Origin of the sequence: Streptomyces aureus, assembly GCF_000725495.1 — a bacterium.
Classification (GTDB): Bacteria; Actinomycetota; Actinomycetes; order Streptomycetales; family Streptomycetaceae; genus Streptomyces; species Streptomyces aureus_B.
Genome location: NZ_JNZD01000002.1, coordinates 379,677 through 404,526, shown reverse-complemented (window position 1 = coordinate 404,526; position 24,850 = coordinate 379,677). Strand labels below are relative to the sequence as shown.

The 24,850-nt window shown below is 72.4% G+C and carries 22 protein-coding genes; 10 read left to right on the top strand and 12 right to left on the bottom strand.

What is annotated here, in order from left to right; all coding sequences use genetic code 11:
• Positions 1–160: 160 nt before the first annotated feature.
• Positions 161–1,516, bottom strand: coding sequence for a dipeptidase (locus tag IO36_RS04065; protein ID WP_037616063.1), 1,356 nt, complete (start codon positions 1,514–1,516; stop codon positions 161–163).
• Positions 1,517–1,692: 176 nt separating this feature from the next.
• On the opposite strand from IO36_RS04065, the gene IO36_RS04060 reads away from it, so the two are divergent.
• Positions 1,693–2,949 carry a geranylgeranyl reductase family protein gene (locus IO36_RS04060; protein ID WP_037616060.1) on the top strand — a complete coding sequence of 419 codons (1,257 nt, stop codon included), beginning with the start codon at positions 1,693–1,695 and terminating at the stop codon, positions 2,947–2,949.
• A 302-nt stretch (positions 2,950–3,251) separates the two neighbouring features.
• Here IO36_RS04060 and IO36_RS04055 read toward each other — a convergent pair whose 3' ends face one another.
• The gene (locus IO36_RS04055) at positions 3,252–3,701 is read right to left on the bottom strand and encodes a nitroreductase family deazaflavin-dependent oxidoreductase (RefSeq protein WP_037616058.1); all 450 of its coding nucleotides are present in this window, start codon (positions 3,699–3,701) and stop codon (positions 3,252–3,254) included.
• Positions 3,702–4,013: 312 nt separating this feature from the next.
• Between IO36_RS04055 and IO36_RS04050 the strand changes: the two genes are divergently transcribed.
• From IO36_RS04050 to IO36_RS04040, 3 genes are all read left to right on the top strand, one after another.
• Entirely contained in the window at positions 4,014–4,742 is a 729-nt protein-coding gene (locus IO36_RS04050; protein WP_037616056.1) for a TetR/AcrR family transcriptional regulator, read from the top strand.
• A gap of 271 nt (positions 4,743–5,013) precedes the next feature.
• Positions 5,014–6,252 carry a sensor histidine kinase gene (locus IO36_RS04045; RefSeq protein ID WP_037616223.1) on the top strand — a complete coding sequence of 413 codons (1,239 nt, stop codon included), beginning with the start codon at positions 5,014–5,016 and terminating at the stop codon, positions 6,250–6,252.
• The gene (locus tag IO36_RS04040) at positions 6,249–6,914 is read left to right on the top strand and encodes a response regulator transcription factor (protein ID WP_037616055.1); all 666 of its coding nucleotides are present in this window, start codon (positions 6,249–6,251) and stop codon (positions 6,912–6,914) included. Before IO36_RS04045 ends, IO36_RS04040 begins: the two co-directional genes overlap by 4 nt.
• Here IO36_RS04040 and IO36_RS04035 read toward each other — a convergent pair.
• Together IO36_RS04035 and IO36_RS04030 are read right to left on the bottom strand one after the other, a co-directional pair.
• Entirely contained in the window at positions 6,875–7,210 is a 336-nt protein-coding gene (locus tag IO36_RS04035; RefSeq protein WP_051899965.1) for a DUF6332 family protein, read from the bottom strand. The genes IO36_RS04040 and IO36_RS04035 overlap by 40 nt on opposite strands.
• Positions 7,211–7,275: 65 nt before the next feature.
• Positions 7,276–8,808 (bottom strand): MFS transporter, encoded by a 1,533-nt coding sequence (locus IO36_RS04030; protein WP_051899964.1) that lies wholly within the window; start codon positions 8,806–8,808, stop codon positions 7,276–7,278.
• A gap of 85 nt (positions 8,809–8,893) precedes the next feature.
• Here IO36_RS04030 and IO36_RS04025 point away from each other — a divergent pair, with 85 nt between their 5' ends.
• Positions 8,894–9,307, top strand: coding sequence for a MarR family winged helix-turn-helix transcriptional regulator (locus IO36_RS04025; RefSeq protein WP_037616052.1), 414 nt, complete (start codon positions 8,894–8,896; stop codon positions 9,305–9,307).
• A 262-nt stretch (positions 9,308–9,569) separates the two neighbouring features.
• Here the strand turns inward: IO36_RS04025 and IO36_RS04020 are convergent, their stop codons facing one another.
• The 4 genes from IO36_RS04020 to IO36_RS04005 all read right to left on the bottom strand — a co-directional run bounded on the left by IO36_RS04020 (position 9,570) and on the right by IO36_RS04005 (position 14,652).
• Entirely contained in the window at positions 9,570–10,340 is a 771-nt protein-coding gene (locus tag IO36_RS04020; RefSeq protein WP_037616050.1) for a maleylpyruvate isomerase family mycothiol-dependent enzyme, read from the bottom strand.
• A gap of 168 nt (positions 10,341–10,508) precedes the next feature.
• A complete protein-coding gene (locus IO36_RS04015) occupies positions 10,509–11,675 on the bottom strand; it encodes an MFS transporter (RefSeq protein ID WP_037616049.1) in 1,167 nt (388 codons plus the stop codon).
• 401 nt (positions 11,676–12,076) lie between these two features.
• Positions 12,077–13,522 carry a glyceraldehyde-3-phosphate dehydrogenase gene (locus IO36_RS04010; protein ID WP_037616047.1) on the bottom strand — a complete coding sequence of 482 codons (1,446 nt, stop codon included), beginning with the start codon at positions 13,520–13,522 and terminating at the stop codon, positions 12,077–12,079.
• Between the two features lie 350 nt (positions 13,523–13,872).
• Entirely contained in the window at positions 13,873–14,652 is a 780-nt protein-coding gene (locus IO36_RS04005; protein ID WP_037616045.1) for a DeoR/GlpR family DNA-binding transcription regulator, read from the bottom strand.
• 123 nt (positions 14,653–14,775) lie between these two features.
• On the opposite strand from IO36_RS04005, the gene IO36_RS04000 reads away from it, so the two are divergent.
• The 3 genes from IO36_RS04000 to IO36_RS03990 all read left to right on the top strand — a co-directional run bounded on the left by IO36_RS04000 (position 14,776) and on the right by IO36_RS03990 (position 18,404).
• The gene (locus IO36_RS04000; protein ID WP_037616043.1) at positions 14,776–15,657 is read left to right on the top strand and encodes an SIS domain-containing protein; all 882 of its coding nucleotides are present in this window, start codon (positions 14,776–14,778) and stop codon (positions 15,655–15,657) included.
• 155 nt (positions 15,658–15,812) lie between these two features.
• Entirely contained in the window at positions 15,813–16,664 is an 852-nt protein-coding gene (locus tag IO36_RS03995; RefSeq protein WP_037616041.1) for a class II fructose-bisphosphate aldolase, read from the top strand.
• A 507-nt stretch (positions 16,665–17,171) separates the two neighbouring features.
• A complete protein-coding gene (locus IO36_RS03990) occupies positions 17,172–18,404 on the top strand; it encodes a DUF6545 domain-containing protein (protein WP_037616040.1) in 1,233 nt (410 codons plus the stop codon).
• Between the two features lie 49 nt (positions 18,405–18,453).
• Here the strand turns inward: IO36_RS03990 and IO36_RS03985 are convergent, their stop codons facing one another.
• On the bottom strand, positions 18,454–19,851 hold the full coding sequence (locus tag IO36_RS03985; protein WP_037616038.1) for an FAD-dependent oxidoreductase: 1,398 nt from the start codon (positions 19,849–19,851) through the stop codon (positions 18,454–18,456).
• A 163-nt stretch (positions 19,852–20,014) separates the two neighbouring features.
• Positions 20,015–21,169: a methyltransferase gene (locus IO36_RS03980; protein ID WP_209441149.1), complete on the bottom strand. Its 1,155-nt coding sequence runs from the start codon at positions 21,167–21,169 to the stop codon at positions 20,015–20,017.
• 58 nt (positions 21,170–21,227) lie between these two features.
• Here IO36_RS03980 and IO36_RS03975 point away from each other — a divergent pair, with 58 nt between their 5' ends.
• Entirely contained in the window at positions 21,228–21,905 is a 678-nt protein-coding gene (locus IO36_RS03975) for an alpha-ketoglutarate-dependent dioxygenase AlkB family protein (protein ID WP_037616215.1), read from the top strand.
• Positions 21,906–21,985: 80 nt separating this feature from the next.
• Entirely contained in the window at positions 21,986–23,224 is a 1,239-nt protein-coding gene (locus tag IO36_RS03970) for an ROK family protein (protein WP_037616036.1), read from the top strand.
• A gap of 3 nt (positions 23,225–23,227) precedes the next feature.
• Here the strand turns inward: IO36_RS03970 and IO36_RS03965 are convergent, their stop codons facing one another.
• Together IO36_RS03965 and IO36_RS03960 are read right to left on the bottom strand one after the other, a co-directional pair.
• A complete protein-coding gene (locus IO36_RS03965) occupies positions 23,228–24,151 on the bottom strand; it encodes a phosphotriesterase family protein (protein ID WP_051899963.1) in 924 nt (307 codons plus the stop codon).
• Positions 24,148–24,744: a TetR/AcrR family transcriptional regulator gene (locus IO36_RS03960; RefSeq protein WP_037616035.1), complete on the bottom strand. Its 597-nt coding sequence runs from the start codon at positions 24,742–24,744 to the stop codon at positions 24,148–24,150. The genes IO36_RS03965 and IO36_RS03960 overlap by 4 nt, the downstream gene beginning before the upstream one ends.
• Between the last annotated feature and the right edge of the window lie 106 nt (positions 24,745–24,850).

The following is a 24,850-nucleotide window of genomic DNA, read 5'->3' as shown; positions in this document are numbered from 1 at the left end:
ACCGGGCGGTGTCCGCCGTGCTGCCGGGCCCCGCTCGGGCGGGATACGCCGTCGTGGACGGAGCGGACGTGAACGGTGCCCTCCGCGCCGAAGGGGATTTACGCGGTCAGGGCCCGCGCCGGGTGGCACGGGCCCTGACCACAGGCGGGTACGGGGAGGGTCAGCTCGCCGCGTAGTTCCGCAGGAACAGCGCCTCCGCGACCGACAGCCGCTCCAGCTCGTCCGGCGAGACGCTCTCGTTCACCGCGTGGATCTGCGCCTCCGGCTCGCTCAGGCCGATGAGCAGGATCTCCGTGTCGGGGTACAGCGAGGCCAGCGTGTTGCACAGCGGGATCGAGCCGCCCATGCCCGCCGACTGCATCTCCTGGCCCGGGTACGCGACCGCCATGGCCTCGGCCATCGACGCGTACGCGGGGCTGGAGGTGTCCGCGCGGAACGCCTGGCCCTGCCCGATCGGCTCCGTGCTCACCCGCGCGCCCCACGGCGTGTGCGCCTCGATGTGCGCCTGGAGCAGCTTCGTCGCCTCGACCGCGTCGAAGCCCGGCGGCACGCGCAGGCTGATCAGCGCGCGGGCACCCGCCTGCACCGACGGCGTCGCGCCGACCACCGGCGGGCAGTCGATCCCGAGCACCGTGACGGCCGGACGCGCCCAGACCCGGTCGGCGACCGTGCCGGAGCCGATGAGCTCCACCCCGTCGAGCACCTTGGCGTCCTCACGGAACGCCTGCTCCTCGTACTGCAGGCCGTCCCACGAGGAGTCGGCCGCCAGGCCGTCCACCTTCGTCGAACCGTCCTTCGCCCGCAGCGAGTCCAGGACACGGATCAGCGCCGCCAGCGCGTCGGGCGCCGCACCGCCGAACTGTCCGGAGTGCAGGTTCCCCTCGAGGGTGTCCACCTGCACCCGTACGAGCGTCATGCCGCGCAGGGTCGCGGTGACCGTCGGCAGACCCGCCCGGAAGTTGCCGGCGTCGCCGATCACGATGGTGTCTGCGGTCAGCAGCTCCGGGTGCGCCTCGGCGTACCGCTCGAGACCGCCGGTGCCCTGCTCCTCCGAACCCTCGACGATGACCTTCACATGCACCGGGACGCCGCCGTTCGCCTTCAGGGCACGCAGCGCCAGCAGGTGCATGACGACACCGCCCTTGCAGTCGGCGCTGCCCCGCCCGTACCAGCGGCCGTCGCGCTCCACCAGCTCGAACGGAGGCGTCGTCCACGCCGCTTCGTCCAGCGGCGGCTGCACGTCGTAGTGCGCGTACAGCAGGACCGTCTTCGCGCCCTCGGGCCCCGGCAGATAGCCGTACACCGACTGCGTGCCGTCCGGGGTGTCGAGCAGTGCCACGTCCTCGAAGCCCTCGGAGCGCAGGGCGTCCGCGATCCAGTTCGCCGCGCCCTCGCTCTCGCTCCGCGGAAACTGGTCGAAGTCCGCCACCGACTTGAAGGCCACCAGCTCGGCGAGCTCCGCCTTCGCCCGGGGCATGAGCGAGGCGACGGTCTCGGCGACCGGATTCGACGACATGGGCACGCTCCTTGTGGGTGCGACGTTGTACTTCTGTGTACAGATGATCGAGTGATGCGGACTGGTGTACAGGACGCATCCGTTGCAGATCCTCCCACAGCGGCCTGCGGCGATGCCCGCCGTAGGATGCGGGGGACAGGTGCGGCAGACGGCTGGACTGGGAGCAGTAGACCAACGTGAGCAGCGAGAACTCTCCGGCGGACGACGAGCGGCGTGCGGCGGACGACGAACAGCAGGTGTGGGACGTCGTGGTCGTCGGCGCGGGACCGGCCGGCGCCTCGGCCGCCTACGCGGCAGCGGTCGCGGGACGCAGCGTCCTGCTGCTGGAGAAAGCCGAACTGCCCCGCTACAAAACCTGCGGCGGCGGCATCATCGGTCCCTCGCGCGACGCGCTGCCACCCGGCTTCGAGCTGCCGTTCAAGGACCGGGTGCACGCGGTCACCTTCTCGATGGACGGCCGGTTCGCCCGCACCCGGCGCTCCCGGCACATGCTGTTCGGGCTGATCAACCGCCCCGAGTTCGACCAGCAGCTCGTCGAGTTCGCGCAGAAGGCCGGCGCCGAACTACGCACGGGAGCCACCGTCTCGCGGGTCGAGCAGCACGGTTCGGCGGTGCCGGACCGGCGCACCGTCGCCGTGGTCCTTCAGGGCGGCGAGACGATCCTGACGCGCGCGGTGGTCGGCGCCGACGGCAGCGCCAGCCGCATAGGAGCGCACGTCGGGGTGAAGCTCGACCAGGTCGATCTGGGCCTGGAGGCCGAGATCCCGGTGCCGGAGACGGTCGCCGAGGACTGGCGCGGGCGCGTCCTGATCGACTGGGGCCCCATGCCCGGCAGTTACGGATGGGTCTTCCCCAAGGGCGACACGCTCACCGTCGGCGTGATCTCCGCGCGCGGCGAAGGCGCGGCCACCAAGCGGTACTTGGAGGACTTCATCGCCCGGCTCGGTCTCGCTGGCTTCGAACCGTCCATCTCCTCGGGCCACTTGACGCGCTGCCGGGCCGACGACTCCCCGTTGTCGCGCGGCCGGGTGATCGTCTGCGGCGACGCGGCCGGACTGCTCGAACCCTGGACCCGTGAGGGCATCTCGTTCGCCCTGCGTTCCGGACGGCTCGCGGGCGAGTGGGCGGTACGGATCGCCGAGGCCCACGACGCGGTGGACGCCCGCCGGCAGGCACTGAACTACGCCTTCGCGATCAAGGCGGGGCTCGGGGTCGAGATGAGCGTCGGCAAGCGCCTGCTCGCGGCCTTCGAGCGTCGCCCCGGCATGTTCCACGCCGGTCTCACCGGCCTGCGCCCGGTGTGGAAGGCGTTCACGGGCATCACCCGCGGTTCCACCACGCTGGGGGAGATCATCAGGACCCACCCGGCGGTCGGGCGCGCCCTGACCGCCCTGGACCGCAGGACCCCGGCGGCCGGGGGAGCGGAGGACTAGGGCGTGTTGCGAAAGTCTCGTCGTTCGCCCGGCAGGCGGGACTTTCGCAACACGCCCTAGGCGGGGGCGGCCCGGTCGCAGCCGGGGCTGTGACCGGGTGCCGCTCGGACCACGGCTGGTGCGGTTTGGGCCACGGCTGGTGTCGCATGGACCACGGCCGGGTGCGCCTGGGACCGGTTGGGGCATCGTCGGCGGCGGGCCGGGCGCGGCTGGCCAGGTCGGGTGCCACGGGGGGCGTGGCGGAGACGGCCGGTGTCGGCCGTCTCCGGTTGTGATGCCGGGCCGGACGGCCGCGGCCGGCCTCAGTTGGTGACCGTGATCCGGAAGACCGGGTGGTCGGGAGCGATGCGCCGCAGCTCCTCGTCGGACGAGTCGGGGCCTACGCCGCCGAAGAACACCCCCACCTCGGCCTTCCAGCGCTTGAGGTACGCGCGCAGCAGCGGCACCTTGTCGTCGTCGGCGACCTCCACGGCGGTGAAGGTGTCGACCTTCTTGCCCAGGCGCAGCTCGCCGCCGCCGGCCGCCCGCATGTTGTGCGTCCACTGGACATGTCCGCGGGGCGCGAGGAGGTACTGCTCGCCGTCCACGGTGAGCAGGTTGACCGGAGTGGTCCGCCACTCGCCGCTCTTGCGGCCGCGGACGGCCAGGACGCGCGAGCCCCAGACGCTGAGTCCACGCCGCGTGATCCAGGCGACGGCGCGGTTGAAGACGTTGACGGTGAACCAGCCGGGCTTCTGGACGTGAGTGGACACGGTTACCTCTCGGGGTCTGCGTGGTCTGCGTGGGCTGTGAGGCTTATGGGGGTCTGCGGGTGGTGCGTGTTCTGCGGGGCGCGTGGCGTCCGTGAGTCGTGTGGTGGCGAGAGCGCCGATCTGTTTTGTGAGCACTGCTCTCGCTTGAGAAGAGTCTGCACCGGATCGGTGCTCCCGCGCAAGAGCAGTGCTCTCGTTTTTGTGCGCCGCTCTCATGTGTGTCTGCCGATCGCATCTCAGAGCATTGATCTATTTTCGGATCGCCGCTCTCGTTTGTGTGCAGTGCTCTGAAAACGTGGGACACTGCACCGTATGAGTACCGCGCGAGGGGCACGTGCCCGAGCCAGGATCGAGGTCACGGCGGCCATCAAGGACGAGGCGCGCAGACAGCTCGCCGCCGAGGGAGCCGCCAAGCTCTCGCTGCGGGCCGTCGCCCGGGAACTGGGGATGGTGTCCTCGGCGCTCTACCGCTACTTCCCCAGCCGGGACGACCTGCTAACCGCGCTCATCATCGATGCCTACGACTCCCTCGGCGAGGCCGCCGAGTTCGCGCACGCCGAGGTGGCCGCCGCCGGCCCCCGCGAGCGCTGGGTCACCGTGTGCACGGCGGCGCGGCGCTGGGCGCTGGGGCATCCGCACGAGTACGCGCTCATCTACGGCTCCCCCGTCCCCGGGTATGTCGCGCCGCAGGAGACCGTTCCGGCCGCGTCCCGGGTCGGGCTCCTCCTGATCGGGATCGTCCGGGACGCGCACCGGGGCAGGGGGCTGGCCCGGACACCGCTGCCCGCCGGGCTGAAGACCGAGGCGGGGCGGATGGCCGCCGAGCTCGCCCCGGATCTGCCGGCCGAGGTGGTGGTGGCACTCGTGGCCTCGTGGGCGCAGCTCTACGGACTGATCGGGTTCGAACTGTTCGGCCAGTTCAACAAGGTGGTGGAGGACCGGGAACCCTTCTTCCGGCATGCCGCCGGGCGGCTCGCGCACGACGTGGGGCTCGTTTACCCGGAGCCGGGCGAGACGGCGGGCGGGCCGCACTCGGCCTAGGGCCTGGGCCTGTCTGCCCCTCCCGTCTGCCGGGCGGCACTCGGCCGCGCCGGGCAGCGCTCGGCCTGGACCTGGTCGGGCTGCACTCCGCGCAGATCCCGGGCCGCGCCGCCCTCGGCGAGCCCCGGCCGGGCGGCGCCTCCGCCGGAACGCCGCTCGGATCGCACCTTGGTCAGCCGGCACCCCGCCCCGTCGTACTCCGTGGGGAGTACGGGTGATCACCTCGCCCGGCGGACGCCGTCGTCGCGGCCTGGCGTCTAGCGTGACGGGCATGGAAGAGCAGCGCACACCCGCGGCGCCGGCGTGGGGCGGTCCGCCGCGCCGGTGGCAGGGGCACCCGGGGTGGGACCGCTGGAGTGACGAGGAGCGCCGCGCGCGCTGGCCCTGGCGTTCCACGCTGTTCCTGACCGCCTTCGTGCTCGTCGGCTCCGGCTTCGCGGCCCACGCCCAGCACGCCGACCGGCTCGCCCTCGATCCCTTCTCCCGGGCGCTCCTGGTGGCAGGTTCCGGTCTGCTGCTCTGGCGTCAGCGGTACCCCGTGTTCGTCGTGTTCGGCACGGCCGCGGTGGCCCTCGTCTACGTGGGCGCGGGATATCCGTACGGGCCGGTCTTCCTCCCCGTCGCGGTGGCCTGCTTCAGTGCCGTGGTCGCGGGACACCGCCGGGCGGCCTGGACGGCGGTCGGCCTGCTGTGGGCGGGCCACCTCCTGATCGCGCACTGGCTCTACCGCACACTGCCGCCGACCGGCGACCACGCCCCGTCGTGGATGCAGGAGATCGGCATCGCCACCTGGGTGGTGGCGGTGGTGGCGCTGGCGGAGCTGGTACGGGTGCGCCGGGAGCAGTGGAGCCGGGAAAGGGCCGAGCGCGCCCAGGCCGCCCGGCGTCGCGCCGACGAGGAGCGGCTGCGGATCGCCCGGGAACTGCACGACGTACTGGCGCACAGCATCTCGGTCATCAACGTCCAGGCCGGAGTCGGTCTCGCGCTCCTCGACTCCGACCCCGAACAGGCCCGTACGGCGCTCACCACCATCAAGGCGGCCAGCAAGGAGGCGCTCGGCGAGGTCCGGCAGGTTCTCGACACCCTGCGGGCGCCGGGTGAGGCGCCGCGCGCGCCCGCTCCCGGGCTCGACCGGCTGCCCGAACTGGTCGAGCAGGCGGCGAGCGCCGGGCTGACGGTCGAGATCGAGGGCGAGGTCCCGGCGCCGGCCCCCGGTACCGATCTGGCCGCGTTCCGCATCGTCCAGGAGGCGCTCACCAACGTCGTACGGCACTCGGGGTCGCGCCGGGCACGGGTGCGGTTCGATCACGAACGGGGTGTGCTGCGACTGCGGATCGACGACGACGGGCCCGCCACCGGAGCGGAGGCGGGCGGAAGCGGCAACGGACTCGCGGGGATGCGGGAGCGGGCGGCCGCCCTCGGTGGCACGATCGAGGCCGGTCCGCGTGACGACGGAGGGTTCCGCGTGCTGGCCGTGCTGCCGTGGAAGGCCAAGGAGGAGAACCGGTGATCCGCGTACTGCTCGCCGACGACCAGTCGCTGGTCAGGGCCGGGTTCAAGGCGTTGCTCGACGCGCAGCCGGACATCGAGGTGGCCGGGGAGGCCGCCGACGGCGAGCAGGCGCTGCGCGCTGTGCGCGAACTGCGCCCGGACGTCGTCCTGATGGACATCCGGATGCCCGCGCTCGACGGCCTCGCCGCCACCCGCCGCATCACCGGCGACGCGGACCTCGGGGACGTGAAGGTGGTCATGCTCACCACGTTCGAGCTCGACGAGTACGTCTTCGAGGCCATCCGCTCCGGCGCGTCCGGGTTCCTGGTCAAGGACACCGAACCCGAGGAACTGCTGCGCGCGGTAAGGGCGGTGGTCGACGGCGACGCCCTGCTCTCGCCCGGGGTGACGCGGCGGCTGATCTCCGAGTTCGCGGCCCGTTCCAAGGAGCCCGAGTCGGCGACGGCCCTGGCCGAACTCACCGACCGGGAAAGGGAGGTGATGGCGCTGGTCGGCATCGGACTCTCGAACGACGAGATCGCGCGCCGTCTGGTCGTCAGTCCGCTCACCGCCAAGACCCACGTCAGCCGGACGATGGTGAAGCTGGGGGCCCGTGACCGGGCCCAACTGGTCGTGCTCGCCTATGAGTCGGGGTTGGTGCGGCCCGGCTGGCTGGGCTGAGCCGGGGTGCCGTGCCGGTGGAAGCGGTAGAGCACGGTCGCGACCCGGAGGGGGAAGAGGGTGGCTGCCAGGACGCCGCCGGCCGTCACCAGGGCGTGGACCGTGCCCGGTGACAGCGGCAGGAAGAGGGCGGGTCCGGCGACGAAACCGGAGGCGACCGCGGCGACGAACGCCGCGCTGGCGAGGGCGTACCCGATCTCGACGGTGGCGGCGTCCCGCTGCGCCTGACTGCGCCGTTCCTCTGTTCTGTCCGTACCGTTGCGACAACTGTCCTTGTATGCCCCGTTGTTGTTCATGAAGTGAGTCAACAGTCGTGCGCCCGGAGGGGCAAGTTCCCCCGCCGGGCGCATCGTTCGGACCGTCAGTGATCGCGTGCGGCGACCGGTTCCGCCACCGGGTCCGCCGTGGTGAGCCCCGCCGCGACAGACTGACCGTCGTGTCCGGGCACTGCGGACCGGCCCGACCCGGCGACCACGACGGATTCGTGCCGCCGCCGGGTGCGCAGGCCGGGCAGGGTGATCAGCAGGCCCGTCAGGGCGATGCCGGTCACCACCATCAGGCCGGTCCGGTAGCTGTCGAGGACGTCCTGGGGGGAGGCGCCCGCGGAGGAGCTCGCGGTCACGACGGCGGTCACGACCGCGAGGAAGAGCGCGCCGCCGACCTGTACGGAGGTGTTGAGCAGGCCCGAGACCATGCCCTGCTCGTGGTCGTCGACGCCGTTGGTCGCCTGGATGTTGAGGGACGGGAAGACCAGGGCGCACGCGGCGCCGATCAGCAGCATGGTCGGCAGGATCAGGGTCGCGTAGACCGGGTCGAGGTCGACGCGCAGGAAGAGGGCGTACCCGGCGACCATCAGGGCGAAGCCGGCCGCGATCAGCCGCGGGGTGCCGAACCGGTCGACGACGGCCCCGACCTTCGTGGAGGACAGCGCCACCAGCGCGCCGGCCGGGAGGAAGGCGAGCGCCGTGTGCAGCGCCGACCAGCCGAGCAGCGACTGCATGTACAGCGTGACCAGGAACTGGAAGCCGACGTACGAGCCGAAGAACGCCATCGCGCCGAGCTGGGCCCGGATCTGGCTGCCGGAGCGCAGCACGCCGAGCCGGATCAGCGGGCTCGGGCTGCGGCGCTCGACCCGGACGAAGACGGTGAGCAGCACGGCGACGGCGAGGAAGGACAGCAGGGTCCGGGCCGATCCCCAGCCGGCCTCGGGCGCCTGGACGACCGTGAAGACGAGCAGCAGCATCGAGGCGGTGCCCAGGACGGCGCCCGGGATGTCGTAGCCGCCGTGGTTCCTCTCGCGCTCGCTGCGCGGGATGAGCCGGAGGCCGGCGAACAGGGCGGCGACGGCGATGGGCGCGGGGAGCAGCATGGTCAGCCGCCAGCTCGCCTCGGTGAGCAGGCCGGACAGGACCAGGCCCATGGAGAAGCCGGTGGCGGCGCAGGTGGTGTAGATCGAGAGCGCGCGGTTGCGCAGCGGGCCCTCGGCGAACGTCGTGGTGATGATCGACAGGCCCGCGGGCGCGGTGAACGCTGCGCTCAGTCCCTTGATGAAGCGGCTGGCGATCAGGAGCGGGCCGGAGTCCACGAGTCCGCCGAGCAGGGAGGCGAGCGCGAACACCGCGAGGGCCACGAGGAACACCTGGCGTCGGCCCAGCAGGTCGGCGGTGCGTCCGCCGAGGAGCAGCAGACCGCCGTACCCCAGGATGTAGCCGCTGACGACCCATTGCAGGGTCGCGGTGGAGAGGTCGAGTTCGGAACCGATGGACGGCAGGGCCACGCCGACCATCGACACGTCCAGCGCGTCCAGGAACATCGCGGCGCAGAGCACGAGGAGGGTGCCCCACAGCCGGGGAGTCCAGCGGCCCGGCGCGGGGTGGGTGAGCGGAGAGGTCATGGGGACGACAGTACATGCACATGCATTCAATGCAAGCGCATTTAATTCCGATGCAACAAACTCGGTTCTTTGCTACGGTGCGGGCATGGCGGGCGAGAATGCCGAGCGAGGGCTCGTGGACCGGTGGCGCGACATCCTGACGGTGCACGCGCGGACCGTTTGTGAACTCGACCGTGAGCTGCATCCCCATGGCCTGGGGGCCAGTGACTTCGAGGTCCTGGACCTGCTGATCGCGGGCACCGCGGCGGACGGCGGTGCCGGTTTCCGCGTGCAGGAGATCTCCGAGCGGGTCCATCTCAGCCAGAGCGCGCTGTCCCGGCTGATCGGACGCCTGGAGAAGGACGGCCTCGTGACGCGGGGGATGTGCCCCGAGGACCGGCGGGGTGTGCGGGTCTGTCCCACGCCGAGGGGACGTGAACTGCACGGCGAGGTACTGCCGTTGCAGCGGGCGGTCCTGGCGCGGATGCTGGCGGGGGACCGGACGGCGTCCGGCGGGTGAGCGTGTTTCCCGGCCGGTGCCGGCCGGTGCCGGGGAGGGGGGAGGGCTCGGCCCGCCGAACTCGAACGAAGGCCCCGCTCGGCCGGCCGTCGCGAAGGCCCCGCTCGACAGGCTGTCCCGAAGACCCCGCTCGACCAGCCGTTCCGAAGGCCTCGCTCCGCCGGTCGAACCTGGCCGGAGACCCCGTTCGGCCGGCCGTCCCGGGGGCCCGGCCTCCGGGACACGTCTCGACTCCAGGTGATACCCAGGCCCTGGACGAGCCTCAGCTCCAGTTGATCGCGGACTTCTCCCGCCACAGCGCGGCGAGCGAGGTGTCGCCCGACACGGCCGGGAACGGGACGCGGTTCCACAGGGCCATGTACAGGTCCGCGGCCGGTCCCGCCAACTCGCAGTCCGCCTCGCTCACTTCGGCGGTGTCCTGGCCGGTGACGGGACGGCCGGCGCGTTCGGCGCGCGGCGGTTCGGACGACAGGCGTACGGTCCACACGGTGTCCGGGCGGTCCGTGACGCGTACCCGCAGCACGCGGGGCTCCTCGGTGCGGACCGCGCTCTTCTCGCGCGCGTGGAACCCGAGCAAAAGTTCGTCGATGCCGTCGACGGCGAAGTCCGGCGCGACGGGGGTGGGGTCCCCGCCGAGTGCCGACTCGGCGTCGACGCGGTGCACCGTGGTCTCGTGCGCCTGTCGGCGGGCCCAGAAGGCCAGCGGCGAGGGCGCCGGCAGGAAGCTCCAGCACTGGACGTCGGGGGACGCGTCGGACAGCGTGTCCACGAGCCGGCGGTGGCCTTCGCGGAACCAGGCGAGCAGTTCGTCGTGGTCGAGGTCCGGCAGACCGCCGTCCGGGTGGTACGAGGAATGCCCCTCGGCGATGAACGCGGTGGCCCAGCGGTGGACCATGCCCGTGTGCCGCAGCAGATCCCTCACCCGCCAGCCCGCACAGGTCACCACGGCGGCGTCGACTCCCGCCTTCTCCGCGGCGGCGGCCAGCGCACGGCCTTCCCGGTCCAGGGTTTCCACGTACTCCCGAATCTCCATGCCGAGAGTGTGCCCCACGCGGGTGCGACGGCGGGCAGGTCGCACGGAGTGTGAGACGGGCAGGGGGAGTTGAACGAGCCGGCCCCGGCGGCTCTCCGGGGCGAAACCGGCTCCGCGGGCTCATGGCGAGAGTCCCGCGGAGCCGGTTTCGCTCCGTGGCGGCACGTGTCACCCGACGGCGGCGCGGCGCGTCGCGAAGCCGATCAGCGCGGCCACGGCCGCCAGTACCGCGACGCTCGTGAGCGCCGTCGGCAGGGAGTACCAGTCGGCCATGAACCCGATCGCGGGCGGCCCGAGCAGCAGGCCCCCGTACCCGAGGGTGGAGGCGACGGCGACCCCGCTCGCTCCGGCGAGCGCCCCGGCCCGGTCGACCGCCACGGGGAAGATGTTGGCGAGACCGAGTCCGGTGACGGCGAATCCGAGGAGCACCGCCCAGACGGAGGGGGCGAGGGAGCCGAGCAGCATGCCGAGCGAGGCCGTCGTGCCGCCGATCACCAACGTGCGGGTCCGGCCCAGCCGTTCGAGCAGCGCCGTCCCGCTGAGCCGGCCGATCGTCATCGCGAGGGCGAAGCACGCGTACCCGGCGGCGGCGATCGCCGGATGGGCGTCCAGGTCCTGTTCGAGGTGGAGCGCGCCCCAGTCCGCGAGCGCGCCCTCACCGTAGGCGGTGCACAGCGCGATCAGTCCGAAGACCACCACCAGGCCGCGGGTGCGGGCGCTCACGAGCGGCTGCCCGGCGGAACCCTCGCGCCGTTCGCGATCCGGCGACGACGGCACCTCCTGACGCAGCAGCGAGCGTCCCGCGACAGCGGTGACGAGCAGGCCGACGACGGCGATCGCGAGGAGATGGCGTGCCGGTGACAGGTATCCGGCCACCAGGCCGCCGAGACCCGCCCCGAGCATCCCGCCGAGACTGTAGGCCGCGTGGAAACTGGGCATGACCGGGCGTCGCAGCGCGGCGACGAGATCGACGGCCGCGCTGTTCATGGCGACGTTGGCACCGCCGTACGCCGCTCCGAAGAGCAGCAGGATCAGCCCGAGGGCGGTCACCGAGCCGGCGTACGGGGGCAGGATGACGCTCAGCGACAGCAGTGCCGCGCAGGCCACGGTCACCGGGTGGCTGCCGAACCGCCGGCAGAGCCGTCCCGTGAGCATCATGGTGATCACGGCTCCGGCGGAGACGCCGAGCAGGGCGAGTCCGAGGGCTCCGGAGGAGGCGCCGGTCTGGTGCTTGATCGCGGGGATGCGGACCACCCAGCCGGCGAAGACGAAGCCGTCGAGGGCGAAGAAGGTGGTGAGGACGATACGGAGTCGGGTCAGGGAGCGATCCGGCACAACGCTGTGCGGAACCGTTTTGTTTATTAGCGGCACAAACTCACGGTAGACGTCTCCCCTGCTCGGGGCAAGGGAGACGGCGGGCCGGGGTGCGTGGGTGTGACCCGAAGAACGCGCTGGTGGGGGACGGTGGAGCGGGTGCGGACGAGGGGTGGCCCGGCGCCCGGTACGGACGAGGGGTGACGCGTCCCCGGCACGGAACAGGCGTAGCCGTTCCCGGCGCGGAAGGGTGTGACCGGGTCCCGGCGCGGAAGAGGGGCGGACGACGGGTGGCCCGGTCCCGGAACGGCGGAGGGGCGACCGGGCCCCGGTGTTCCGGGATGCCCTGTCGCCCCTCACCGGTCACCGCCCGCCGACCGGGAGATCCCGGTGGCGAGCGGTGTGCGGCTGTGGCCGTCGGCTCAGACCGCCGGAGCCGGGTACGTGGGGTACTCGACCCCGGAGACGTGCTGGACGACTCGGATGACCTGGCAGGAGTAGCCGAACTCGTTGTCGTACCAGAGGTAGAGGATCGCGTTGTCGTCCTCGACCTTGGTGGCGCCGGCGTCCACGATCGACGCGTGGCGCGAGCCGATGAAGTCGCTGGACACCGCGTCGGGGGCGCTGATGAAGTCGATCTGGCGCTTGAGCGGCGAGGTCAGCGAGACGTTGCGGAGGTAGTCCAGGACCTCCTCGCGGGTGGTCGCGCGGCCCAGGCGCAGGCTGAGGATCGCGATGGAGACGTCCGGCACCGGAACCCGGATCGAGCTGCCGGTGATCGGCGCCTTGAGGTCGGGCAGCGCCTTGGCGACCGCGGACGCGGCGCCGGTCTCGGTGATGACCATGTTGAGCGGCGCGGAGCGGCCCCGGCGGTCCGAGCTGTGGTAGTTGTCCAGCAGGTTCTGGTCGTTGGTGAACGAGTGGACGGTCTCCACGTGGCCCCGCAGGACGCCGTACTCCTCGGCCATGGCCTTGAGCGGCGGCACGATCGCGTTGGTGGTGCAGGAGGCGCAGGACAGGATCTGCTCGTCCGGCTTGATCGTGTCGTGGTTGACGCCGTGCACGATGTTCGGGACGTCGCCCTTGCCCGGAGCCGTGAGGACGACCTTGTCGATGCCGGGACGCAGGTGGTTCGACAGACCCGCGCGGTCACGCCACTTGCCGGTGTTGTCGACGAGGATGGCGTCCTTGATGCCGTACGTCGTGTAGTCGATCTCGGACGGGTCGTTCGCGTAGATGACCTTGATCTCGTTGCCGTTGGCGATGATCGTGCTGGTCGCCTCGTCGACGGTGATCGTGCCCTGGAACTGGCCGTGGATCGAGTCGCGGCGCAGCAGCGAGGCGCGCTTGACGATGTCCTGGTCGCCGCCCTGGCGCACGACGATCGCGCGCAGACGCAGGCCGTTGCCGGAGCCGGTCTTCTCGATGAGGAGCCGGGCGAGCAGGCGGCCGATGCGGCCGAAGCCGTAGAGGACGACGTCGCGTCCCTCGCGGCGCTCGATCTTGTTCTCGCCGGTGGCGCCGGCGACGGCCTCGGCGGTGAACTCCTCGACGGACAGGCCGCGGTCGTCGGCCCGGTACGTCGCGGCCAGCATGCCGATGTCGATCTGGGACGGACCGAGGTCGAGCGTGGTCAGCGTCCGCAGGAACGGCAGCGTGTCGGTGACCGACAGCTCCTCGCCGGCTATCTGCCGGGCGAAGCGGTGGGTCTTGAGGATGCTCACTACCGACTTGTTCACCAGGGAACGGCTGTGCAGCAGGACGGTGACGTCATGCTCCCGGTGCAGCCTCCCGATGATCGGGATCATCGATTCCGCGATCTCTTCGCGGGTCTTCCAGTTGGTGAACGCGTCGTCGTTGACAGTCACAGGAATCATCTTTCGAGCTAGGCGGCGCTCATATGGTAACCGGCCCTCTCTTCTGATCGCCGAGGGGGTTCCCTGTGCGCCGGCTGAGGAGTGCGGAGCGGGCTCCCGCCCGGGGGAATGGGGGTGTGGAGGGCAGCGTGAGGAAGGCTGGCGGGGCCCGAAATGCCTGGTCAGGGCTGGTGTGCCGGCTCCGATGGTCGGCCAGCCCGTGGGCCGTCACGGCCGGACAGGCTCGTGCCTCCAGCCGGAGGGCGGTGGTTGCCGGGATCTGCCGGCCGGAGGGCGGTGGTTGGTGAGGCCCGGTGCTCAGGCGGTGGCAGTCGGCGGGTTCGGGTGGGAGTGCGGGCGGGTCATACGGCCATGACCTCGATGCCCGCCTCCTCGAAGCGGCGGATCGTCCCGGGGTCCGCCGCCGTGTCCGTGACGAGGGTGTCCACCGACGTGGTCGAGCAGATCCGTGCGAAGGCGCGCTGCCCCAGCTTGCTGGAGTCGGCGGCGACGATCACGCGCTCGGCCCGCTCGCACAGCAGGCGGTTGATCGCGGCCTCCGCCTCGTCGTGGGCGGCCGCCCCGTGCTCGGCGTCGAACGCGACCACGCCCAGCACCGCGACGTCCAGGGTGATCTGCTGGAGCACGGCGTCAGCCAACGGCCCGATCAGTTCGTACGACTGCGGGCGGGCGACGCCTCCGGTCAGCACGATCTTGAACTGGGGGCGCACGGCTAGCTCGTTCGCGATGTTCAGCGCGTTCGTCACCACGGTCAGTGCGGGGGAGCCCGAGGTCAGGTCCGGGCGAACGGCCAGGGCGCGGGCCACCTCGGTCGTCGTGGTGCCGCCGGTGAGGCCCACCGCCTCGCCGGGGGTGATCAGGTCGGCCACCGCCTTCGCGACCCTCTGCTTCTCCGAGGCGCGCCGCGCGGTCTTGTAGCGCAGGGGCAGTTCGTACGAGACGCCGTGGACGACCGCTCCGCCCCGGGTGCGCACGAGCATCTGCTGCTCGGCGAGCTGGTCGAAGTCGCGCCGGATCGTCGCCGCGGAGACCTCAAGCCGCGCGGCCGCCTCCTCGACGTCCAGGCGGCCCTGCTCCACCAGCAGTTCCAGCAGCGCCTTCCACCGGGCGTCCCGCGACATCAGGGCCCTCCGTTCCTCGGTCCTCCGTGACCTTAACGCACCGTATCCCCGAGCTCGATGCTTGATTGTGCTCGAAAGCTCGCTATATCTTGCAGAAACAAGCATCCACGGGAGGGGTACGGCATGACGCATGTCGAGGACGAGCTGAGCAGCCAGCCCGAGTGCTGGATCCGCGCCGCCGAAGAGGCGCCCGCGCACAAGTCCGCGCTGCCGGCGGAGGGGGAACGGGTCGCGATCGTGGGGTGCGGCACGTCGTACTTCATGGCGCAGGCCGCCGCCGTGCTGCGCGAGCAGTCCGGGCAAGGGGAGTCGGATGCCTTCGCGGCCTCGGAGTTCCCCGCCGGCCGGTCGTACGACCGTGTGGTCGCCCTGACCCGTTCGGGGACGACCACCGAGGTGCTCGAACTGCTCGGACGGCTGCGCGGGCGCGTGCGCACCACCGCCGTCACCGCCGATCCGGACACACCCGTGATGACGTCCGCGGACGACGTCGTCGTGCTCGGCTTCGCCGACGAACGCTCCGTCGTGCAGACCCGTTTCGCGACCACCGCCTTCACCCTGCTCCGCGCCCATCTGGGCCTGCACGAGGACGGCGTCGTCGCGGACGCCCGCACCGCGCTCGAGGCCCCGCTGTCCGAAGAGCTCGTCGGCTGCTCGCAGTTCACCTTCCTCGGGCGCGGCTGGACCGTCGGGCTCGCCAACGAGGCCGGGCTCAAGATGCGGGAGGCGTCCCTCGCCTGGACCGAGGCCTACCCGGCGATGGAGTACCGGCATGGTCCCATCAGCATCACGACCGACGGCACCGCCACCTGGGTGCTCGGTGAGGCGCCCGAGGGGCTGGCCGGACAGGTCCGGGAGACGGGCGGCCTCTGGGTGGACGGCGGCCTCGACCCGCTCGCCGAACTCGTGCGCGTCCAGCGCCTCGCCGTCGCCGTCGCCGCTCTCCGCGGTCTGGACCCCGACCGGCCCCGCCACCTCACCCGCTCGGTGATCCTCGGTCACTGACCGCGCGCGGCCGAGGCCGCCGGCGCGGCCACCTCACCGCACTCACTGAGGCCCACCCAAGCCGTCGAGCCGCCACCGAGCCGCCGAGCCGACGGGGCCCGTCGGGGCGCCAACGGCGAAGGACCCGTCCGATCCCCCATGGAGCAGGAGGAGTTGTGCCCCTCGCAGCAACCGGTGACCTGGTCGCCCGGGCCGCCGCGGCCCGGACCGCCGTCGCCGCGTTCAACGTCATCACCCTGGAACACATCGAAGCCGTCATAGCCGGGGCGGAATCGGCCGCGGCGCCCGTCGTCCTCCAAGTCAGCGAGAACGCGGTCAGATTCCGCCGCGGACGGCTGCTCCCGCTGGCCCGGGCCGCGACCGCCGCCGCCGAACGGGCCTCCGTACCCGTCGCGTTGCACCTCGACCACGTACAGAGCGACGACCTGCTGCGTCAGGCGCCCGGTGCCGGGTTCGGCTCCGTCATGTACGACGCCTCGCGCCTGCCGTACGAGGAGAACCTCGCCGCGACCCGGGCCGCCGCCGACTGGGCGCACGCCCAAGGTCTGTGGATCGAGGCCGAGTTGGGTGAGATCGGCGGCAAGAACGGTGAGGCGCCGCGGGACGCCCACGCGCCCGGAGCCCGTACCGATCCCATGGAGGCCCGTGCCTTCGTCGCCGACTCCGGTGTGGACGCGCTGGCCGTCGCGATCGGCAGCTCGCACGCGATGACCACCCGGACCGCGGCCCTCGACCACGACCTCCTCAAGCGGCTGGCCGCCACACTCGCCGTGCCCCTCGTCCTGCACGGCTCCTCCGGAGTGCCCGACGCGGAGCTGCGGACGGCCGTCGCGGGCGGGATCGCCAAGGTCAACGTGGGCACCGCCCTGAACATCGCCATGACGGCCGCCATCCGTGAGTTCCTCACGGCCAGCCCCGACGCCGTGGACTCGCGGAAGTACCTGGGAGTGGGACGGGAGGCGATGGCGCGGACGGTGACGTCGCTCATCGGCACGCTGCGGGCCTGACCGCGAGCCCGGCCGCCCGGAGACGGCAGGCGCGAACCGCCCCGACACCCCGACAGATGCCCCGTACCGATGCCACCACAGCCGGATATTCGCCCCAAAGCGACCTCGCCGCGGACATGCCGTCGTTCGGAAGCAACTTTCCACACATGTGCTTTTGCACCGACGGCAGTTCGAGCGGGCGTGAAGGTGGCTAGGGTGAGCATCTATGAGGAGGCCGAAAGGGCACGGCGCGCTCGCGGGTGAACGTTCGCCCCGAAGGCCACTCGGATACGGGTGCCCCTGCCCCCATGAACGCGGGGAGCAGGGGTTTGCGGTGTTTTCGGGGCACGGCCGACGCTGGACCGGCCGCGGAACGGAGAGGGCCTTGAGCGGTCAACTTCTGGCTGATATCCGTATGCCGGCACGCGACGACGGTATGTGTACCCCGGTGAACCGGCCTTCGTCCGGAACCGGCCCGCGCCACGGCGCGTACCGTGGGCCCCGTCCGCGCCTGCGTCTGGGGCCCATGTGAACGGACTGATCTACTACTTCGCCGCGGCGGTCCTCTGGACGGGACTCGCAGCCCAGCTGCCCGACCTGCTCCGGCACCGGACGGACCCGCTCAAGCGGTCGTTCTGCGCCGTCATCCTGCTCTCGGGGCTCTGCTTCGTGCTCGGCGCCCCGCCCACCGTGATCCTCGTCAACCGCGTCACCGGCATCGCGAACATGGCGGCGCCGCTGACCTACGGCGCGGTGACCGCCTTCGGCGCGGCCTCCCTCATCCTCATCGTGCACTGGCGGGGCAGCGACCCCGTCCAGGTGCGGCGCACGGCCCGGGCCTGGCTGTTCAGCTATCTCGCGGTGATCGCCGCGGAGGGCGTCCTGTTCGCGCTGGGCGACGCACCGGTCGAACGCCGGGCCGACTTCGACACCTACTACGCCTCGACGCCGTACATCCGCGAGATGATCGTGCTCTATCTGCTGGCGCACTCGGTGGCGGCGGTGACGACGACCCTGCTGTGCTGGAGCTGGATCCGCAAGGTGAGCCGCTGGACCCGGGGCTCGCTGGTCCTGCTGGTGCTCGGCTGGCTTTTCACCAGCGCCTACGGAGTCGTCAAGTTCGTCGCCCTGACCGCTCATTGGCTCGGCCACCGCTGGGACGGCCTCAGCACCAGTGTCGCCCCGCTGGTGGCCGTCGGCTCCTGTCTCGCCTCGGCCGGCTACATCCTGCCCCTCGTCGGCCCGCGCATCGACTCGGCGGTCACCTTCGTGCGCCTGCGCCCGCTGTTCCGGCTGCTGGCGGGACCGACCGGCCGTCGGCGCTGTGTCACTGAGCTTTCCTGGCGGACGCTCGGCGACGTCGAACTGCGGCTCACCACCCGCGAGACCGCCATCCGCGACGGCCTGAGGCGGCTCGCCGGACAGCTCGACGACCAGGTACGCAGCCGGGCCTGCCGGGACGCGCTGGCGGCCGGATCGACAGCCGCCGAGGCGGAGACGATCGGGATCGCCGCCATGGTCGCGGTGGCCGCGCTCGCCGAGACCCCGACCCCCGTCGCGCAGACCGGCACCATCGGCATCTCGGTGGGCGACGTGGACGTGGTGGTGTCGGTCAGTGCCCGGATGCGTCCGCCGGCCGCCGGTTCGCGGTCGCTGGACACGTGCCAGCCGTCGCTGCTCAGCCTGTCGAAGGCGGTGCGGACCCCGATCGTCGACGCGGCGGTCCAGTCCCGCAGGACCACGGCGGGGCAACTGTCCTGACCGCGTGGGCCGGGGGTGCGGGACGGGGTCGGCTCCAGGGGGGCGCCGGTCAGACGGCGAGCGGGCCCATGGCGTCGACGAAGGCGCTCTCCTCGAAGGTCAGCGGGGGCCCGTCCAGGGGCTCCATGACAGGACCCTTCAGCGTGGCGAGCAGCAGCTCGGTGTGCAGCAGCCGGCTCGGCTCGGCCTGGAGTGCCGCGACCTTGGACCGGGCCGCCGACACCGCGTACGAGGTGGTGGCCACGCGTGCCAGCCGACCCATGTAGGTGCTGAGCAGCCGGTCCACGAGCGAGGGGGCCCGGCCGACGACCTCCGGGAACCACTGGTCCTGGGACGTGCTGATCGCGTACGCGGCGGACACGGAACGGGCGGCCGCACGCTGCACCGCCCGGGCGAACCCGGGCGCGGTGACGTCGGTCTGCCGCAGCTGCCGGCTCAGCGCCTGCGCGCCCAGGGCCGCGACGGACATGCCCTGGCCGTGGACGGGGTTGAAGGTGGCGACGGCGTCACCGAGCACCACCAGGCCCTCGGGCATCACCGCCTTCTCGAAGTCGCGCCGCCTGTTGCGGGTGTTCCGGCTGAGGAAGACCTCGCTCAGCGGCTCGGCGCCCGATATGAGCCGGCCTATGAGCGGGTGGCGCAGGCCCAGGGCGAAATCGGTGAACCCGCCCGGGTGGGTCGTGGGTTCGGCGCCGCGGGTCCCCGACAGGGTGACCAGCCAGCGCCCGTCCTCGATCGGGACCAGGGCACCGGAACGCCCCGGCCGGGCCGTCGACGGATCCGCCTCGACCTGGACCAGCGGGAAGTTCTCCGCGCCCCTCGGGACGCGGAAGACCCGGCTGGCGCAGACGAGACCCGAGTCGACCTCGTCGGTGGGCACGTCCGTCACACCGAGGCCCTCGAGCCAGTGCTCGACCCGTGAGTTCCGTCCGCTCGCGTCGACTACCAGATCGGCCCGCAGGTCCTCCTCCAGGCCCTCGGCGAGGACGCGGACACCCGTGACGCGCTGGTCGGTGCCCAGCAGGGACAGCGCCTCGGCACGGCGGACGACGACGGGCGTGGTGCCCAGCACCGCGTCACGCAGCACCCAGTCGAACAGGTCCCGGCTGCAGCAGGTGACCAGCAGGTCCTCGGTCACGTCCGGCCAGCGCCGGTACCAGCCCTGCGGGCCGAAACCCAGCGTGCCGGTCAGGGACTGCTCGCGCGCGCCCGCGGCGAGCAGACGGCCGTGCACGTCCGCCACCGGAAGCAGTTCCCGGATGGCGTCCCGTCCGCTGGGCAGCAGCACATGGGCGTGCCGCGCCTGCGGCAGCCACTTGCGCGGGGCCGGTCTGTCCGGCAGGTCGTCGCGCTCCAGGACGATCACCTCGTCCATGGAGCGGAACAGGGCGGCGGCGGCGAGCATGCCGGCGACGCTCCCGCCGATGACGACAGCGCGGCGCGACATGGTTCCCCCTGGTGTCCGTGGTGATCGGCATCACTCTACGGTCGTATCCGCCGGTGTCCAGGGGTGATCAAAAAGTGAGGGAATTCTGTCCGTGGTGCGGAGTTTGGGCGTCCCTCGCGAGCCCGGCGAGGGCCGGCCCGGCCTCCTGTTCCGGGCCGCCGGCCTACCGTCCGGTGTCCTTCTTCACGGCCCGGAGGATCACGAACTTGGCGTCACCGGCGACCAGTTCGCTGTTGCCGAAGAGGCGTCGCAGCTTCAGGTGATAGCCCAGGTGACGGTTGCCGATGACCCACAGCTCGCCGCCCGGCCGCAGCGTGCGCCGCGCGTCGGAGAACATCCGCCAGGCGGTCGTGTCCGTCGTCGCCTGGTGGGAGTGGAACGGGGGATTGTTCAGGACGAGGTCGACGCTGCCGGACGGGACGCCCTCCAGTCCGTCGGCGACCCGGAACTCGGCCCTCCCGTCGGCGTTCGCCCGGTACGTCGCCTCCGCCGAGGCCACCGCCTGGTAGGACTCGTCCGCGAAGAGCACCTCGGCCTCGGGATTGGCCAGCGCCACGGCGGTGCCGAGCACACCGTTGCCGCAGCCCAGGTCCACGACCCGCTCGGCGCCCCGGCTGCGCGGCAGGTGCGACAGGAAGAAGCGGGTGCCGATGTCGAGGCGGTCGGCGCAGAAGACGCCCGCGTGGTTGACGACGGTGCGGCCGGACACCGGGCCGACGTCGTCCGGCAGGCGGTAGCTGTAAGGCCAGGGGTTGGACTTCCGGGCGATCCCCTGGAGCGGGGTGCAGAAGATCAGCCGGGCCTTCTTCTCGGCCAGCGACGTACGGGTCGGACCGAGGATGCGCTCGAACAGGTGCAGCGTCGAGGTGTGGATCTCCTTGACCATCCCGGTGCCGACGACGACCGTCCCCTCGTGCACGCCGGGCGCCAGCCGGTGCAGCTGGTCCTCCAGCAGGGCGAGGCTCTTCGGCACCCGCACGAGTAGGACGTCGATCCGCTCGGGGGGCGGGTCCTGGGTCGTCAGGAGCCGCGGTCCGGACGGGTCGGCCCCGGCCCGCTCCAGGTTGGCGCGGGTCGCCTCCCGCGCCAGATGGGAGTCGGTGATCTGCGTCGGCCGCCGCTCGGCGAGGGCCGTGGTGAGCGCGCCCCACCGGTCGCCGACGATCACGACGGAACCCGTCAGCGGGATCTCGCTCTCCGCCAGGTGCCGCAGCAGATACGAGTCGGCGGCGTCCCAGGCCCGCAGCCGGTCGCGGGGGTCCTCGGGAAAGCGGGCGAGCTCGTACTCGCCCCAGGGTGTCGTCATCCGGTCGTTCATGGTGGCTCAAGGCTAAGGGACCCGGCCGCCCCGGGTGCGCGAGGATGGGGGCATGTCGATGGACGCGGAGCTGTTCCCGCGCGGCAGGACGGTGGTGGCGCCCGGTGCCGTGCACCTGCCCGACTGGCTGGACGCGGGACGCCAGCGGCGGCTCCTTCAGGCCTGCCGCGACTGGGCCCGCCCGCCCGCGGGCCTGCGCACGGTCCACACCCCCGGCGGCGGGACGATGACCGCGCGGCAGGTGTGTCTCGGCTGGCACTGGTATCCGTACGGCTACGCGCGGACCGTGGTCGACGGCGACGGATCGCCGGTGAAGCCCTTCCCCGACCGACTCGCCGGGCTGGCCCGGGAAGCTGTCACGGACGCCCTCGGAGCCGAGGCCCTCGCCGCAGGGGCGTCCGCCGCGTACGACATCGCCCTGATCAACTTCTACGACGGCGACGCCCGCATGGGCATGCATCGGGACAGCGACGAATCGTGCGACGCGCCGGTCGTGTCGCTGAGCCTGGGCGACACCTGTGTCTTCCGGTTCGGCAACACGGAGACCCGCACCCGGCCCTACACCGACGTCGAGCTGCGCAGCGGCGACCTCTTCGTGTTCGGGGGCCCGTCACGGCTCGCGTACCACGGGGTCCCGAAGGTGTACGCGGGCACGGCGCCCCCGGAGTTGGGGCTGACCGGGCGGCTGAACCTCACGCTCCGGGCCGGCGGCTTCCCGCCCGGGGCGGCACCGTAGGGGCAAGCGCTCCCACGGCCGGGCGGTGGCGCCGTGACCGGGCGGGCCCCGCGCGAGCGGATCATGGGAGGATCGCCTTCATGAACGGCAAGGCGGGCCCCCGGACGGCGGGGGATGGCAGCACGCGGACACGGCTCGACCGGGGGCGCGGAGCGCTCGGACCGGCGCTGGAACTGGTGCACACCGGCCGGGCGCCGACACGTGCCGTACTGACCGCCGAGCTGGGCGTCACCCGGGCGACGGCGGGTGCGGTGGCCGCCGAACTGGAGGCCCTCGGGCTGATCAGGGTCGACGCGCGGCCGGGCGCCGCCGCCGGTTCCCAGGGGCGGCCCTCGCACCGGCTGGAGGTCGCCGACGACGGGCCCGTCGCGCTGGCGGCGCAGGTGCACGCCGACGGCTTCCGGGCCGCGCTGGTCGGTCTCGGCGGCCGGATCGTCGCGACCGCGCCCGGCTGCGAGACCGTCGACGCCGACCCCGCGAAGGTGCTCGGCTCGGTGGTCGACGCGGGCGCGGAACTGCTCCGGGAGACCGGGCGCCGCTGTGTGGGTGCCGGGCTCGCGGTCCCGTCGGCCGTCGCCGAGCCCGAGGGGCTGGCGCTCAATCCCCTGCACCTGGCCTGGCCCGCCGGCTCACCCGTCCGGGAGATCTTCGCCGAGCGGGTACGCGCGGCCGGGATCGACGGGCCGGCGTTCGCCGCCAACGACGTCAACCTCGCGGCCCTCGCCGAGCACCGGCACGGAGCGGGCCGGGGTGCCCGCGACCTGCTGTGCGTGGCCACCGGACATCGGGGCGTCGGCGGCGCGCTGGTGCTCGACGGCCGTCTGCACACCGGCAGTTCGGGGCTCGCCCTCGAAGTCGGCCACCTCACGGTCAATCCCGAGGGACGCCCCTGTCACTGCGGAAGCCGCGGCTGCCTCGACGTCGAGGCCGACCCGCTGGCCTTCCTGACCGCGGCCGGCCGGACCCCGGGCCCCGAGGTGTCGCTGCTCCAGCAGTCCAACGAACTGATCCGCGACGAGAGCGCCGATCCGGCCGTGCGCACGGCCATCGAGGCGCTGATCGACCGCCTCGGCCTCGGCCTTGCGGGCCTGGTCAACATCCTCAACCCGGACCGCATCATCCTCGGCGGGCTGCACCGCGCCCTGCTGGACGCCGACCCGGACCGGCTGCGGGCCGTCGTCGCCGACCGCAGCCTGTGGGGACGCAGCGGCGGGGTGCCGATCCTCGCCTGCACCCTGGACCACAACAGCCTGGTCGGAGCGGCCGAGTTGGCCTGGCAGCCGGTACTGGACGATCCGCTCGGGGCATTGACCGGCTGACGCTCACGAGGGCCGGGCGACCGCGAAGGCACGGCCTGCGTTCTCGGTGAGGATCCGTGCCACCAGCCGCTCGCCCAGGGCGTGTTCGAGTCTCGGCCGGACGCGGCGCAGCAGATACGGCATCCCCGGCCCGCCGGCCACCGAGCGGGCCGCCGCGGTCGTGGTGTCGCCGCCGAGCAGCAGTCGCTCGCCGAAGCCGGCGTCGGCGAGTGCGCGCATCGCCTCGGGCATGCGCCAGTCGGTGGCGTGGTGGGCGCGTGAGGGGCCGTCGAAGGCGAGATAGGCGCCGGACGCGGCGGCCTCGCGCTGCACCACGGGGTCCGGGGACCGGTTGAGGTGCCCGAGGATCACCCGGTGCGCGGGCACGCCCAACTCGCCGCACAGCAGGTCGAGTACGTCGAGCGCGCCGGTGCCCAGCTCGAGGTGCACGGCGATCGGCGCCCCGGTGGCGTGGTGGGCCTCGGCTGCGGCCGTCATCGTCCAGCGGGCGTGCGCGTCCAGGGCGTGGAAGCCGCCGGCGACCTTGATGAGCCCGGCCCGGACCCCGGTCGTCCCGATGCCCGTCGTGAGCTCGGCGACGAAGACCTCGGCCGGTCTCTTGCGCAGCTCGGCCGGCAACTCGGGTGCGTAATGCGCCGCCTGGTGCAGTCCGGTCGCCGCGACGACGTGCACCCCGGTGTCACGGGAGATCCTCGGCAGGTCCGCGGCGCGCCTGCCGAGACCGTACGGAGTCCACTGGACCACGCAACCCCCGCCCTGCTCGCGGAACGCGGTCAGTTCGGCGGCCGCGGCGGCCGCGTCGCACAGCTCCTGGCCCGGGAGCACGGGGCTGGCGAAGAAGAGGTGGTCGTGCGCGTCGCACACGCCGAGGTCCTCGGGGCGCACATCGCCGAGGACGGTGCGGACCAGGGCCGGGGGAGACGTCACGACCGGCCTCCCTTCGGCGCGTCGCCCGGCGACAGCAGCGCGAGCAGGCCCCGGACCGCCGCGTCGAAGGCGGCCGGTGAACCGGAGGCGCGGGCGAGGACGTAACCGCCCTGGACGGTCGCGAGGATCGTCGCGGCGGTCTGCCCGCTGTCGAGCGAGGCCGCGAACTGCCCCTGTACCCGGCCCTCTTCGACGACGGCGGCCAGTCGTCCGCGCAGCCACGCGAGCATCTCGTCGACCGGCGCGCGCAGTTCGTCGCTCGCGATCACGTCCGGGTCCATGGTGAGCCGGCCGACCGGGCAGCCGCGCAGGACGTCGCGCTCGCGGCGCAGATACGCCTCGATGCGCTCGTACGGAGTTCCGGGCGGGCCGAGGACGTCCTCGAGGGCGGCCCGCAGCTCCTCGGCGGTGCGGCGGATCGCGGCGAGGGCCAGGTCCGGCTTGCCGCTGAAGTGGTGGTACATGCTGCCCTGCCCAGCTCCCGCGCGCTCCAGGATCGCCTTGGGACTGGTGCCCACGTATCCGCGCTCCCACAGCAACGCGCGCGTGGCTTCGATCAACCGGTCCGGAGTGCTCATGGAGCCACTGTACATACCAGTAGGTACAGCGCGGTGGCGGCTCGCCCGACCAAGGCAAGCCGCCGAGCGAAGCCGCCCGAGGAAGCCGCGGGAGCCAACCCGGGAAGCGGCCGCGGGAAGC